Below are 12,709 nucleotides of genomic sequence, written 5' to 3'. Positions count from 1 at the left end.
GATCACGCACAAGGTTTTGCGTCCGAGGTTTGGTCCACAGCCAACTCCGTTTATCCACAGGGTTATTGGAGAATCTGTGGACAACTGGCCGCCGCGTGTGGACCTTTCGTCAACCTCATCTGACGGGGCGTGACTTCAGGAGCCACGCCCCAAGTCCGCTACACCGGAGGGCTCATGCGCGCTATGCGCCTCAACACCCCCGGTGCGAACCGCGCCAGCGCGTGTACGCCGCGCGCCTCCGGGGTCACCGGCACCACGGCCTCGTTGCGGACCACGGAGCGCAGGATCGCCTCCGCGACCTTCTCCGGCGGGTAGTTGCGCATGCCGTACAGCCGGGACGAGCGGTTCTGCCGGCGCTTCTCCTCCGTCGGATCCACCCCGACGAAGGTCGCCGTGGATGTGATGTTGGTGTTGACGAGTCCCGGACAGATCGCCGTAACTCCGATGCCCTGACCGGCCAGTTCGGCGCGCAGGCACTCGCTCAGCATCAGCACCGCCGCCTTGGACGTGCTGTAGGCGGGCAGCGCGCGGGAGGGCTGATAGGCCGCCGCCGAGGCGGTGTTGACGATATGGCCGCCCTGTCCGCGCTCGGCCATCCGCCGCCCGAACAGCCGGCACCCGTGGATGACCCCCCACAGGTTGACGTCCAGCACCCGGCGCCAGTCGTCGGACGTCGTGTCGAAGAACGAACCGGACATCCCGATACCGGCGTTGTTCACCAGCACGTCCAACACCCCGTACTCGGAGTGGACCTTGGCGGCGAGTTTCTCCATCTCCTGTTCGTCGGAGACGTCCACGGTCTCCGCCCACGCCTCGGGGGCGCCGATCAGCCGGGCCAGTTCGGCGGTGCGGGCCGCGCTCTCCGCGTCCCGGTCGACGGCGATCACCCGCGCCCCGGACTCCGCGAACGCGAACGCGGTCGCCCGTCCGATCCCGCTGCCCGCGCCGGTCACCAGCACCAACTGGCCGCCGAAACGGTCCGCGTGGCGTCCGGTGGCCCGCTGCTCGGTCCGGCCGCCCTCGACCGAGGTGACGAACTCCGTGATCCAGGAGGCGAGCTGGTCCGGACGGGTCCGCGGCACCCAGTGCTTCGCCGGGATCGTCCGCCGGGTCAACCGCGGTACCCACTGCTCCAGTTCGTCGTAGAGGCGCTCCGAGAGGAACGCGTCGCCCAGCGGCGTGACGAGCTGCACCGGCACGTGCGCGTGCGCGTCGGGACGTGGACGGGCCAGCCGGGAACGGACGTTGTCCCGGTAGAGCCAGGCGCCGTGCGCGGCGTCCGAGGGCAGCGAGGGCGTCGGGTAGTCGCCGCCCGGGACGTTCTCCAGGCGGCGCAGGATGCCCGGCCAGCGCTTGCCGAGCGGTCCGCGCCAGGCGAGTTCGGGCACCACCGGGGTGTGCAGCAGATAGACGTACCAGGACTTGGCGCCCTGGCCCAGGAGTTGGCCGATCCTGCGCGGAGTGGGGCGCTTGAGGCGGGAGTTGATCCAGTGCCCGAAGTGGTCGAGGGACGGACCGGACATCGAGGTGAAGGACGCGATCCGGCCCTTGGTGCGCGCCACCGTGACGAACTCCCACGCCTGCACCGAACCCCAGTCGTGCCCCACCAGGTGCACCGGGCGGTCCGGGCTGACCGCGTCCACGACCGCCAGGAAGTCGTCCGTCAGCTTCTCCAGGGTGAACCCGCCGCGCAGCGGCTTCGGCGCGGTGGAGCCGCCGTGGCCGCGCACGTCGTACAGCACCACGTGGAAGTCCCCGGCCAGCCGGGTCGCGACCTGCGACCACACCTCCTTGCTGTCCGGGTAGCCGTGCACCAGCACGACCGTCGGCCGGCCGGGACCCCCCAGCTCGGCCACGCTCAGCTCGATGCCCCCGGTGCGCACCCGGCGCTCGCGCGCCCCCTTCAGCGTCGTCACTCCGCCTCCGCCTTCCCTTCCGCCCAGCGCCGCACGTGCGGCAGGTCGTCGTCCAGCCAGAACGCGCTCTCCTCGGGGTCCGAGGAGTCGGTGACCACCAGGATCTCCTCGAACTTCGCGCCCGTGCCCCTGAATCCGAGATGCGGCTCGACCGCCCACAGGCCCGGCTGCGGCGGATGGTCGGAGAAACGGTACGGCGACCACAGCGGCGACCAGCCCTCGCGATGGCCGTGCAGCGCGTCCGCGGCCAGCCCCTTCAGGGCCTGCGCGCCGAATCCGAACAGCCGTGGCGAGAACCGGCTCTGCCGCACCCGGTCCACCTTGTGCGCGATCACGCCGAAGGGGTACGCGCGATGCCGGTTGGCGTACCCCTGGCGGACCATGAGGCGGTCCACGTCGGCGTAGATCTCGCGCAGCGGCCGCCGCTCGCGCACCTCGCGCAGGATCAGCTCCCGGTGCGCCTGCAGATCGTCCATCAGCCGCTCCTGCACCGGGTGCGCGCCGAGCGCGCCCGAGTAGCCGATGTCCGCCGTGTAGCCCTCCAGTACGGGGGCCATGTCGAGGATGTACGGCATCCCCGGCTCCAGCCGCCGGTTGGTGGGGAAGAACTGGAGCGGAATCCGGAAGTCGGTGAAGGCCGTGCGGTCGCCGAACCAGGCGAACGGCAGATGGAACCAGTCCTTCACGCCCCGCTCGCTCAGCCACTCCCGCTGCATCCGGGCCGCCTCGCGCTCCGTCACCCCGGGCTCCAGCCGGGCCGCCACCGCCTCGGCGCACTCGTAGGCCAGGCGTTGCACCCGCCTGAATCCCCGCAGGTCCGCGGAGAGTCCGTGTGTCACTGCCGTCGTCATGCCACCTCGTCCCAGCGGTCCGCGCTGATTGCGGTACGTGTCCGTAACCTGACCCCGCCCGAATCTGGCACTTGTTAGAGAAAGCGTCAATAGGGCGGACGGCGGCCGTCTGCCCCGAGGGGTGGATCACGGGTGGATCACGGCCGTAGCTCTCAGGCAGGGGGTCCCCTACGGGCCCGTACATCTGAGGTCTGAGGCGAGGACAGCTCTGAGGTCTGACGAATTCCGTGGCGTGCGTCACTACATTCGTCGATGTGACTGTGATCGCGACCGAAAGCCTGAGCAAGCGGTTCCCCCGGGTGACCGCTCTTGACCGGCTCTCCGTGGACGTCGGGCCCGGTGTGACCGGACTCGTCGGAGCCAACGGGGCCGGCAAGTCCACACTGATCAAGATCCTTCTGGGTCTGTCCCCCGCGAGCGAGGGCCGCGCCGAAGTGCTCGGCCTGGACGTCGCCACCAAGGGCGCCGCCATCCGCGAGCGCGTCGGCTACATGCCGGAACACGACTGCCTGCCGCCCGACGTCTCGGCCACCGAGTTCGTCGTGCACATGGCCCGGATGTCCGGCCTGCCGCCCACCGCCGCCCGCGAGCGCACCGCCGACACCCTGCGCCACGTCGGGCTGTACGAGGAGCGCTACCGCCCCATAGGCGGCTACTCCACCGGCATGAAGCAGCGCGTCAAGCTGGCCCAGGCCCTGGTGCACGACCCGCAGCTCGTCTTCCTCGACGAGCCGACCAACGGCCTCGACCCGGTCGGCCGCGACGACATGCTCGGTCTGATCCGCCGTATCTACACCGACTTCGGCATCTCGGTCCTGGTCACCTCCCACCTCCTGGGCGAACTGGAACGCACCTGCGACCACGTCGTCGTGGTCGACGGCGGCAAGCTGCTGCGCTCCAGCTCCACCACCGACTTCACCCAGACCACCGCCACCCTGGCGATCGAGGTCACCGACACCGACACCCACCCGGACGGCACCCGCGCGGTGCGTGAGGCCCTCCAGGCACGCGGCGTGGAGTTCCTCGACACCGCCACCGGCCTGCCCGGCGCCGGCCATGTCCTGCTGCTCACCGCCCAGGGCGAGGAGACCTACGACGTCGTACGGGACGTGGTCGCCGACCTCGGCCTCGGCCTGGTCCGCATGGAACAGCGCCGGCACCACATCTCCGAGGTCTTCAAGGACAGCGACGAGCAGCGGAAGGAGGCCGTCGGCCATGGCGGTTGAGCCCCCGGTCACCGCCCCCTCGGGCGACCAGACCCGCATCCACAACATCGGCTACCGCAGCTACGACGGCCCCCGCCTCGGCCGCGCCTACGCCCGCCGGTCCCTCTACTCGCAGTCCCTGCGCGGCTCCTACGGCCTCGGCCGCTCGGTGAAGTCCAAGGTGCTGCCCATGCTCCTGTTCGTGGTGATGTGCGTCCCCGCGGCCATCATGGTCGCCGTCGCGGTCGCCACGAAGGCCAAGGAACTCCCGGTGGACTACACCCGCTACGCGATCATCATGCAGGCCGTCATCAGCCTGTACGTCGCCTCGCAGGCACCCCAGTCCGTCTCCCGCGACCTGCGCTTCAAGACCGTCCCGCTGTACTTCTCGCGGCCCATCGAGACCGCGGACTACGTCCGAGCGAAGTTCGCGGCCCTGGCCTCCGCGCTGTTCGTCCTCACCGCCGCCCCCCTCCTCGTGCTCTACGTGGGCGCGCTGCTGGCCAAGCTCGACTTCGCCGACCAGACCGAGGGATTCGCCCAGGGACTCGTCTCCGTGGCACTGCTCTCCCTGCTCTTCGCCGGCATCGGCCTGGTCATCGCCGCCGTGACCCCGCGCCGCGGCTTCGGCATCGCCGCCGTCATCGCCGTGATGACCATCTCCTACGGCGCCGTCTCCACCCTCCAGGCCATCGCCGACGCGCAGAACAGCACCGGCGCGGTCCCCTGGATCGGCCTGTTCTCCCCGGTGACCCTCATCGACGGCGTGCAGTCCGCGTTCCTCGGCGCCGCCTCGACGTTCCCCGGCGGCATCGGCCCGTCCCACGGCGAGGGCGTCGTCTATGTCCTCGTCACCCTCGGCCTGATCGCCGCCACCTACGGCCTTCTGATCCGCCGCTACCGGAAGGTGGGCCTGTGACCACGCTCCAGATCGACCACGTCTCCCGCTGGTTCGGCAATGTGGTCGCCGTCAACGACATCACCATGAGCATCGGCCCCGGCGTCACCGGCCTGCTCGGCCCCAACGGCGCCGGCAAGTCCACCCTCATCAACATGATGGGCGGCTTCCTCGCCCCCTCCACCGGCACCGTCACCCTCGACGGCCGGCCGGTCTGGCGCAACGAGCAGATCTACCGGCACATCGGCATCGTCCCCGAGCGCGAGGCGATGTACGACTTCCTCACCGGCCGCGAGTTCGTCGTCGCCAACGCCGAACTCCACGGCCTGGGGGCCAAGGCGGCCCAGCGCGCCCTGGCCACGGTCGAGATGGAGTACGCGCAGGACCGCAAGATCTCCACGTACTCCAAGGGCATGCGGCAGCGCGTGAAGATGGCCAGCGCGCTCGTCCACGAACCGTCGCTGCTCCTGCTCGACGAGCCCTTCAACGGCATGGACCCGCGCCAGCGCATGCAGCTCATGGACCTGCTGCGGCGGATGGGCGACGAGGGCCGCACCGTGCTGTTCTCCTCCCACATCCTCGAAGAGGTCGAACAGCTCGCCTGGCACATCGAGGTCGTCGTCGCCGGACGGCACGCGGCCAGCGGCGACTTCCGCAAGATCCGCCGGCTGATGACCGACCGCCCGCACCGCTACCTGGTGCGCTCCAGCGACGACCGCGCCCTCGCGGCCGCCCTCATCGCCGACCCGTCCACCTCCGGCATCGAGGTCGACCTCGCGGAGAACGCGCTGCGCGTCCAGGCCGTCGACTTCGGCCGGTTCACGACCCTGCTGCCTCGCGTGGCCAAGGACCACGGCATCCGGCTGCTCACGGTCTCGCCGTCCGACGAGTCCCTCGAGTCCGTCTTCTCGTATCTCGTCGCCGCGTAGGAGGCCGAAAGATGTACGACCCCACAGTCGCCCGGCTCACCTACCGGGCCCTGCTCGGCCGCCGCCGGGCCCTCATCCTGGGCGCCCTGCCCCTGCTGCTCATCGCGATCTCGCTGGTGGTGCGCGCCCTGGCCGGCGCCGACGACCAGACCGCCGCCGACCTGCTCGGCGGGCTCGCGCTCGCCACGATGGTGCCGATCATCGGTGTCATCGCCGGCACCGGCGCGATCGGCCCCGAGATCGACGACGGCTCGGTGGTCTATCTGCTGTCCAAGCCGGTGAAGCGGCCCACGATCATCTTCACCAAGCTGATCGTGGCCATAGCGGTCACCATGGTCTTCTCGGCCCTGCCGACGCTGATCGCCGGCTTCATCCTCAACGGCAACGGCCAGCAGATCGCCGTGGCCTACACGGTCGCGGCCCTGGTCTCCTCGATCGCCTACGCGGCGCTGTTCCTGCTGCTGGGCACGGTCTCGCGGCACGCGGTGGTGTTCGGGCTCGTCTACGCGCTGGTCTGGGAGGCCCTGTTCGGCTCCCTGGTGCCCGGGGCGCGCACGCTCAGCGTCCAGCAGTGGTCGCTGGCCGTCGCCCACAAGGTCGCCGGCGGGGACCTCGTCACCTCGGACGTCGGCCTGACCACGGCCACGGTGTTCCTGGTCGCGGTGACCGTCCTGGCCACCTGGTACGCCGGACAGAAGCTGCGCGCGCTGACGCTCGCCGGCGAGGAGTAGCCGGAACCCGGCCGGGAGGTGGCGCCGCCCTCGCTCTTGACGGCGGCTTCACCTCCCCCCGGCCACACTGGGCGGAACGGAAACCGGGCGGACACGGGCCAGGAGGACGGGATGGCGGACGACACCACGGCCGGCGCCGACGGCGGTCACGGACCGTCCGAGGGCGAGGAGAGCTGGGACGTCCCCGTCCTGGACGAGGACTTCGTCCGGGCCGCCGGGACGTCCGAGCCGTCCGCCCGCGCCCGGATGCTCGCCGCCCGCTGGCGCGGACGGGAGCCCGAGCCCCAGCCCTGGCGCTCCGACGAGCCGCCCGCCGGCTGGTTCTTCAGCAAGGCCCGCCGCCGCGGACGGCGCCGCAAGTAGCACATCTGTTTTATTCGGTGGCGCCCAACTCGTCCGCCGGGCAGACTGGTTGATGTCCCCACAGACCGGGAGAGGAGCGGGACGATGCCCATGCACGGCAGTACGTCCGGCTCCCGACAGGGCAGCCGGCGGCGGACTCCGGAGTAGTTACCCCTCCGAGGAGTCCGCGCACATGAGTTGCCCGGGGCGGCCGCTTCGAGCACGCGATGTCGCTCTCGCGTGGGCCGCCCACCCGGAGGATTGGCCGAGTGGCAAGGCACCGGTTTGCTGAACCGCGGTCGGGGGTCCGCCCCCGCGCACGTTCGATCCGTGCATCCTCCGCACGTCACGTCACCCTACGAGCAGTCGACGACTCACGCGGTCGCGCTTCTGGCGGCCTGCGCGTCGGCGATCCTGTCCAGTTCCCGCATGGCCTCCGCGTGTGCGCTCATCCGGCGCGACAGGGTGCCCGTCGTGAAGAGCGCCACACCCACGACCGAGACCGGTACCGACAGCCCGAGGACGGCCAGCGCCTCGGGCCAGTCGCGTTCGTTCGCGCAGTAGTCGCCGTGCCGCACCCCCTCGTTGGCGGTGCCGTACTCCGTCAGCAGCCGGGACTCGCACTCGGCCGGATAGCGGTCGTCGTCATGGCGCTCCGCCTCGTACGGCGTCAGCAGCAGCACCGCGCACCAGGCCCACAGCAGCGCGGCCAGCGACAGCAGGCCGATGCCCCAGGCGCGGGTCCGGCCGGCGCGTTCGCGGAAGTCCAGGTCGTACTCGCGTGATCGCATGGCCGACGAATCTAACAGCGCGCCACATCCCGCCCATGGGCGGGATCAGCCGAGCAGCCGCTCCAGGACGACCGCGATGCCGTCGTCCTCGTTGGAGGCGGTCACCTCGTTCGCCACGGACTTCAGCTCCTCGTGGGCGTTGGCCATGGCCACGCCGTGGGAGGACCAGGCGAACATCGGGACGTCGTTCGGCATGTCACCGAAGGCGATCGTGTCCGCGGCCTTGAGACCCAGCCGGCGGGCCGCCAGGGAGAGGCCCGTGGCCTTGGACAGGCCCAGCGGAAGCAGCTCCACGATGCCCGCGCCGGCCATCGCGACCGTCACGAAACCGCCCGCGGCCCGGCGGGCGGCCTCGGCCAGCTCGTCGTCCGACAGCTCCGGATGCTGTATGTAGATCTTGTTCAGCGGGGCGGTCCACAGGTCGGAGGCGTCCGTGAACGGGGTCGCGGGCAGCCTGCCGGTGATCGCGTACCCCGGCCCCACCAGCACCTCGCCGTCCAGGCCGTCCCGGCTCGCCGCCAGATGCAGCGGGCCGACCTCCGCCTCGATCTTGGCGAGGGCCACCCCGGCCAACTGGCGGTCCAGGGTCACCGACGTCAGCAGACGGTGCTCGCCGGCGTCGTACACCTGGGCGCCCTGGCCGCAGACGGCGAGGCCCCCGTAGCCGAGGTCGTCGAGGATGTGCCGGGTCCACGGGACCCCGCGGCCGGTGACGACGATGTGCGCGGCGCCCGCCGCGGTGGCCGCGGCGAGCGCGTCACGGGTGCGCGCGGAGACCGACTCGTCGGAGCGCAGCAGGGTTCCGTCGAGATCGGTGGCGACGAGCCCGTAGGGGAAGCTCACCGGGACACCGGCTCCAGGACCTCCCGGCCGCCGAGGTACGGGCGCAGCACCTCGGGCACGTACACCGAACCGTCGGCCTGCTGGTGGTTCTCCAGAATGGCGACGATGGTGCGCGGTACGGCGCACAGGGTGCCGTTGAGCGTGGCCAGCGGGCGGACCTGCTTGCCCTCGCGGTAGCGGATCGACAGCCGGCGGGACTGGAACTCGGTGCAGTCCGAGGTCGAGGTCAGCTCGCGGTACTTGCCCTGGGTCGGGATCCACGCCTCGCAGTCGAACTTGCGGGCGGCCGAGGCGCCGAGGTCACCGGTGGCGACGTCGATCACGCGGAACGGCAGCTCCAGCGAGGCCAGCCACTGCTTCTCCCAGGCCAGCAGGCGCTGGTGCTCCGCCTCCGAGTCCTCGGGGGTGACGTAGGAGAACATCTCCACCTTGTCGAACTGGTGGACGCGGAAGATGCCCTTGGTGTCCTTGCCGTGCGAGCCGGCCTCGCGGCGGAAGCACGGCGAGAAGCCGGCGTAGCGCAGCGGCAGGCGATCGGCGTCGATGATCTCGTCCATGTGGTACGCGGCGAGGGGGACCTCGGAGGTGCCGACCAGGTACAGGTCGTCCTTGTCGAGGTGGTAGACGTCCTGCGCGGCCTGGCCGAGGAAGCCGGTGCCGGCCATCGACTGCGGGCGGACCAGCGCCGGGGTCAGCATCGGGGTGAAGCCGGCCGCGGTGGCCTGCGCGATCGCCGCGTTGACCAGGGCCAGCTCCAGCAGGGCGCCGACACCGGTGAGGAAGTAGAAGCGGGAGCCGGAGACCTTCGCGCCGCGCTCGACGTCGATCGCGCCGAGGAGCTGGCCCAGCTCCAGGTGGTCCTTGGGCTCGAAGCCCTCGGCGCCGAAGTCGCGGATCGTGCCGTGCGTCTCCAGGGTGACGAAGTCCTCCTCGCCGCCCACCGGCACGTCCGGGTGGACGAGGTTGCCGAGGCGGAGCAGCAGCTCCTGGGTCTCGGCGTCGGCCGCGTCGCTCTCGGCGTCGGCGGCCTTGACGTCGGCCTTGAGCTGTTCGGCCCGCTTGAGCAGCTCGGCCTTCTCCTCGGGGGACGCCTTGGGGATCAGCTTGCCGAGCGACTTCTGCTCGGCGCGCAGCTCGTCGAAGCGGACGCCGGACGACCTGCGCCGCTCGTCGGCAGACAGGAGAGCGTCGACGAGCGCGACGTCCTCTCCACGGGCGCGCTGGGACGCGCGCACACGGTCGGGGTCCTCACGGAGCAGGCGAAGGTCAATCACGTGCTCAAGGCTACCGGTGCGCAGTTGCGGGTCACGACCGACTATTCCGAACCGCGCGCCGCGTGTTCCGAATCGCGGCTTACGTTGCGTTGTGAGGGAATTGCCGAGCGTGTCAATAAAACGCGTCTCACTCCCTGGGACGGGGCAGGTCCCGGGCGCCGGGTTGACCTGATTTCCTTGCGGGCACCGGGATTTGGCGGCCCGGTTGTCCACAGGAATCGGCGCCCGGGAAGAGTTATCCACAGGGTGTGCGCATCATCTGTGGACACTGGAATTGATCATTCCGTAGCGGGTCCCCGGGGTGATGAATTCCTTGCCCAAACGCCTCTCGTCTCCACTTTCGGGTGCAAAAGGGTCGCCCTAAAGGATTGTTCGAAGGAAACGGGAGGGAACAGGTGGGCGAAGGGTGGCGTACGGGTGGCGGGACGCCCTGAGGGGCTGTAGGCCGATTTGTCGACTGAATCATGCTTCGTTGTCGACTTGTCCCCAGGTCGAGAAGCCGTCCTGTGGATAACTTCTGTGGATAACGAAGATATGCAGGTAGGACCAGCCGGAACCCGGCGGCGGGGCAGGGCTAGAACCGGCCGTCCTGGCAGCGCGCCACCCAGTCCGCGGCCGTGGTGAACGCGGCGTCCGAGGTCCCCGGCAGCGGAGCCGGCACGTCCGCCGCGGTCGCGTCCGCACGCGGGTACGAGCCGAGGAAGCGGACATCGCGGCAGATCCGCTTCAGGCTCATCAGCGCGTCCGCGACCCTGCGGTCGGAGATATGGCCCTCGGCGTCGATGCAGAAGCAGTAGTTGCCGATCCCGGCGCCGGTCGGACGGGACTGGAGCACCATCAGGTTGATGCCGCGGGTGGCGAACTCGCCCAGCAGATCGCGCAGCCCACCGGGATGGTCGTCGCGCTGCCACAGCACGACGGACGTCTTGTCCGCGCCGGTCGGCGCCGCGGGCCGGGCGGGGCGGCCCACCAGGACGAACCGGGTCTGGGCGTTCTCCGCGTCGTGGATCCCGGTCTCCAGGGCCGTCAGACCGTACCGGGCGGCCGCGAACTCGCCCGCGAAGGCGGCGTCGTAGCGGCCCTCCTGGACCAGGCGGGCGGCGTCGGCGTTCGAGGCGGCCGACTCCCACACGGCGTCCGGGAGGTTCGCCTTCAGCCAGTTGCGGACCTGCGGCTGGGCGGCCGGATGCGCCGACACGGTCTTGATGTCCGACAGCGCGGTACCGGGCCTGACCAGCAGCGCGAAGGTGATCGACAGCAGCACCTCGCGGTAGATCATCAGCGGGGCGCCCGCGACCAGCTCGTCCAGGGTGGTGGTGATCCCGCCCTCGACGGAGTTCTCGATCGGCACGAACGCCGCCTCGGCCTCGCCCGTGCGCACCGCGTCCAGCGCCGACTGCACGGAGACGTACGGGATCAACTGCCGGGTGGCCGTCTCCGGAAGCGTGCGCAGGGCGACCTCCGTGAAGGTGCCCTCGGGACCGAGATACGCGTAGCTCGCTGGCATGACCTCACCCTAATGGCCGCCGTGGGCCTTCATGGGCCTTCAAGGGCCTTCGGGGGCTCTGTGGGCATTCACTCGGCCTTCCGGGGACTTCCGGGACCGTGCGGGGCCTTCGCGTGGGGGCCTCACCCCTCCAGCAGCGCCTGCCCGACGTACCCGCCCTCCGCCGCCCCGCCCGGCACCGCGTACAGGCCGCTGGACTCATGGCGGACGAACGCCGAGAGGGCGTCACCGCGGTCCAGCTTGCGCTGCACGGTGACGAAACCGCGCAGCGGATCCGCCTGCCAGCACACGAAGAGCAGCCCCGCGTCCGGGGTGCCGTCCGGGTCGATGCCGTCGTGGAAGGAGAAGGGCCGCCGCAGCATGGCCGCGCCGCCGTTCTGGTCGGGGCGGGTGATCCGGGCGTGCGCGTTGAGCGGGACGACCAGATCGCCGTTCGCGTCCGTCTTCTCCAGGTCCATCTCGGTGGTCTCGTCGCCCCCGGTCAGCGGCGCCCCGTCGGCCTTGCGGCGCCCGATGACCTGCTCCTGCGCATCGGTCGACAGCTTCTCCCAGTCGTCGAGGAGCATCCGGATCCGCCGTACGACGGCATAGGAGCCGTTCGCCATCCAGGCGGGGTCCTTCGTGCCGGACTCGGGGACGAAGATCCGCCGCTCGAAGTCGGACTCGGCGGGCTTGGGGTTACGGGTGCCGTCGACCTGGCCCATCAGATTGCGGGCCGTCATGGGGTGGGCGGTGGCGCCCGGGGTGCGGTTGAAGCCGTTCATCTGCCAGCGGACCTTCGCCGCGCTGCCCGCGTCCTTCTGGATCGCGCGCAGGGCGTGGAAGGCGACCAGGGCGTCGTCGGCGCCGATCTGCACCCACAGATCGCCGTTGCTGCGGGACGTGTCGAGCTGGTCCGAGGAGAAGTCGGGCAGCGGGTCCAGGGCGACCGGGCGCTGCTTCTCCAGCCCGGTGCGGGCGAAGAAGCTGTGGCCGAAGCCGAAGGTGACGGTCAGCGAGGACGGTCCGGCGTCCCGGGCGATGTCCGTGTCGTCGTGCGGGGCAGCCTCGCCCGCCATCAGCCGACGGGCCGTCTCCGACCAGCGGCGCAGCAGCGCGGCCGCCTCCTTGCGGCCCGCACCGGCCGCGAGGTCGAAGGCGATGAGATGACCGCGCGCCTGGAGGCCCTGGGTGATGCCCGGCTGATGTTTCACGTGGAACATCGCCTTCCCGGCCCCGATCGAGGACAGCGGCGTCGCCTGCGCGGGTGCGGCGGCATAACCGCCCGCCGCGCCCGCCGCCCCGAGGACCAGCCCGGTGGCCCCGGCGGTCCCGAGCAGCCTGCGCCGGGTGAAGCCCTCGGGGGAGGACGGCTCGGGGGACGGCGGCGCGGTGCGGGCGGCCTCGGGTGTACGGACCTCGGGGAGGGACTGGTCGGGCATG

The 12,709-nt window shown here is 70.8% G+C and carries 12 protein-coding genes and 1 tRNA gene; 6 read left to right on the top strand and 7 right to left on the bottom strand.

The features are described from left to right. Nucleotides 1-158 precede the first annotated feature (158 nt). Both AFM16_RS19580 and AFM16_RS19575 read right to left on the bottom strand, forming a co-directional pair. Entirely contained in the window at nt 159-1,916 is a 1,758-nt protein-coding gene (locus AFM16_RS19580; RefSeq protein WP_078634103.1) for an SDR family oxidoreductase, read from the bottom strand. Continuing rightward, the gene (locus AFM16_RS19575; RefSeq protein WP_078634102.1) at nt 1,913-2,767 is read right to left on the bottom strand and encodes a M24 family metallopeptidase; all 855 of its coding nucleotides are present in this window, start codon (nt 2,765-2,767) and stop codon (nt 1,913-1,915) included. The genes AFM16_RS19580 and AFM16_RS19575 overlap by 4 nt, the downstream gene beginning before the upstream one ends. Nucleotides 2,768-3,027: 260 nt before the next feature. Here AFM16_RS19575 and AFM16_RS19570 point away from each other — a divergent pair, with 260 nt between their 5' ends. The 6 genes from AFM16_RS19570 (at nt 3,028) to AFM16_RS19545 (ending at nt 7,214) form a co-directional block, all read left to right on the top strand. Next, entirely contained in the window at nt 3,028-3,993 is a 966-nt protein-coding gene (locus tag AFM16_RS19570) for an ABC transporter ATP-binding protein (protein ID WP_030794872.1), read from the top strand. Then, nucleotides 3,983-4,891 carry an ABC transporter permease gene (locus AFM16_RS19565; protein WP_030794867.1) on the top strand — a complete coding sequence of 303 codons (909 nt, stop codon included), beginning with the start codon at nt 3,983-3,985 and terminating at the stop codon, nt 4,889-4,891. Before AFM16_RS19570 ends, AFM16_RS19565 begins: the two co-directional genes overlap by 11 nt. Continuing rightward, on the top strand, nt 4,888-5,799 hold the full coding sequence (locus AFM16_RS19560; RefSeq protein ID WP_030794864.1) for an ABC transporter ATP-binding protein: 912 nt from the start codon (nt 4,888-4,890) through the stop codon (nt 5,797-5,799). Before AFM16_RS19565 ends, AFM16_RS19560 begins: the two co-directional genes overlap by 4 nt. Before the next feature lie 11 nt (nt 5,800-5,810). Beyond that, entirely contained in the window at nt 5,811-6,530 is a 720-nt protein-coding gene (locus AFM16_RS19555) for an ABC transporter permease subunit (RefSeq protein WP_030794861.1), read from the top strand. A 111-nt stretch (nt 6,531-6,641) separates the two neighbouring features. Next, on the top strand, nt 6,642-6,893 hold the full coding sequence (locus tag AFM16_RS19550; protein ID WP_078634101.1) for an SGM_3592 family protein: 252 nt from the start codon (nt 6,642-6,644) through the stop codon (nt 6,891-6,893). A 234-nt stretch (nt 6,894-7,127) separates the two neighbouring features. After that, nucleotides 7,128-7,214 (top strand) — tRNA-Ser (locus AFM16_RS19545). Between the two features lie 32 nt (nt 7,215-7,246). On the opposite strand, the gene AFM16_RS19540 is transcribed toward AFM16_RS19545, so the two are convergent. The 5 genes from AFM16_RS19540 to efeB all read right to left on the bottom strand — a co-directional run bounded on the left by AFM16_RS19540 (nt 7,247) and on the right by efeB (nt 12,708). Then, nucleotides 7,247-7,663, bottom strand: coding sequence for a hypothetical protein (locus tag AFM16_RS19540; RefSeq protein WP_030794855.1), 417 nt, complete (start codon nt 7,661-7,663; stop codon nt 7,247-7,249). A gap of 45 nt (nt 7,664-7,708) precedes the next feature. Next, complete coding sequence (locus AFM16_RS19535; protein ID WP_078634100.1) at nt 7,709-8,506, bottom strand: HAD family hydrolase; 798 nt, start codon at nt 8,504-8,506, stop codon at nt 7,709-7,711. Beyond that, complete coding sequence (serS, locus tag AFM16_RS19530; protein WP_037876494.1) at nt 8,503-9,780, bottom strand: serine--tRNA ligase; 1,278 nt, start codon at nt 9,778-9,780, stop codon at nt 8,503-8,505. The genes AFM16_RS19535 and serS overlap by 4 nt, the downstream gene beginning before the upstream one ends. Nucleotides 9,781-10,354: 574 nt before the next feature. Next, nucleotides 10,355-11,287: a prephenate dehydratase gene (pheA, locus tag AFM16_RS19525; RefSeq protein ID WP_030794846.1), complete on the bottom strand. Its 933-nt coding sequence runs from the start codon at nt 11,285-11,287 to the stop codon at nt 10,355-10,357. A gap of 122 nt (nt 11,288-11,409) precedes the next feature. After that, nucleotides 11,410-12,708: an iron uptake transporter deferrochelatase/peroxidase subunit gene (gene efeB / locus AFM16_RS19520; protein WP_078634099.1), complete on the bottom strand. Its 1,299-nt coding sequence runs from the start codon at nt 12,706-12,708 to the stop codon at nt 11,410-11,412. Between the last annotated feature and the right edge of the window lies 1 nt (nt 12,709).

The sequence above is a fragment of the Streptomyces antibioticus genome, from assembly GCF_002019855.1.
Taxonomy (GTDB): Bacteria; Actinomycetota; Actinomycetes; order Streptomycetales; family Streptomycetaceae; genus Streptomyces; species Streptomyces antibioticus_B.
The sequence above is the reverse complement of the archived record's forward strand: the minus strand, read 5'-3'. Positions and strand labels throughout refer to the sequence as shown.

What these genes read in the sequence shown, in the direction of transcription:
- pheA (WP_030794846.1), bottom strand. Translation starts at nt 11,287, where the DNA reads ATGCCAGCGAGCTACGCGTATCTCGGTCCCGAGGGCACCTTCACGGAG.
- AFM16_RS19575 (WP_078634102.1), bottom strand. Translation starts at nt 2,767, where the DNA reads ATGACGACGGCAGTGACACACGGACTCTCCGCGGACCTGCGGGGATTC.
- AFM16_RS19540 (WP_030794855.1), bottom strand. Translation starts at nt 7,663, where the DNA reads ATGCGATCACGCGAGTACGACCTGGACTTCCGCGAACGCGCCGGCCGG.
- AFM16_RS19555 (WP_030794861.1), top strand. Translation starts at nt 5,811, where the DNA reads ATGTACGACCCCACAGTCGCCCGGCTCACCTACCGGGCCCTGCTCGGC.
- efeB (WP_078634099.1), bottom strand. Translation starts at nt 12,708, where the DNA reads ATGCCCGACCAGTCCCTCCCCGAGGTCCGTACACCCGAGGCCGCCCGC.
- AFM16_RS19565 (WP_030794867.1), top strand. Translation starts at nt 3,983, where the DNA reads ATGGCGGTTGAGCCCCCGGTCACCGCCCCCTCGGGCGACCAGACCCGC.
- AFM16_RS19550 (WP_078634101.1), top strand. Translation starts at nt 6,642, where the DNA reads ATGGCGGACGACACCACGGCCGGCGCCGACGGCGGTCACGGACCGTCC.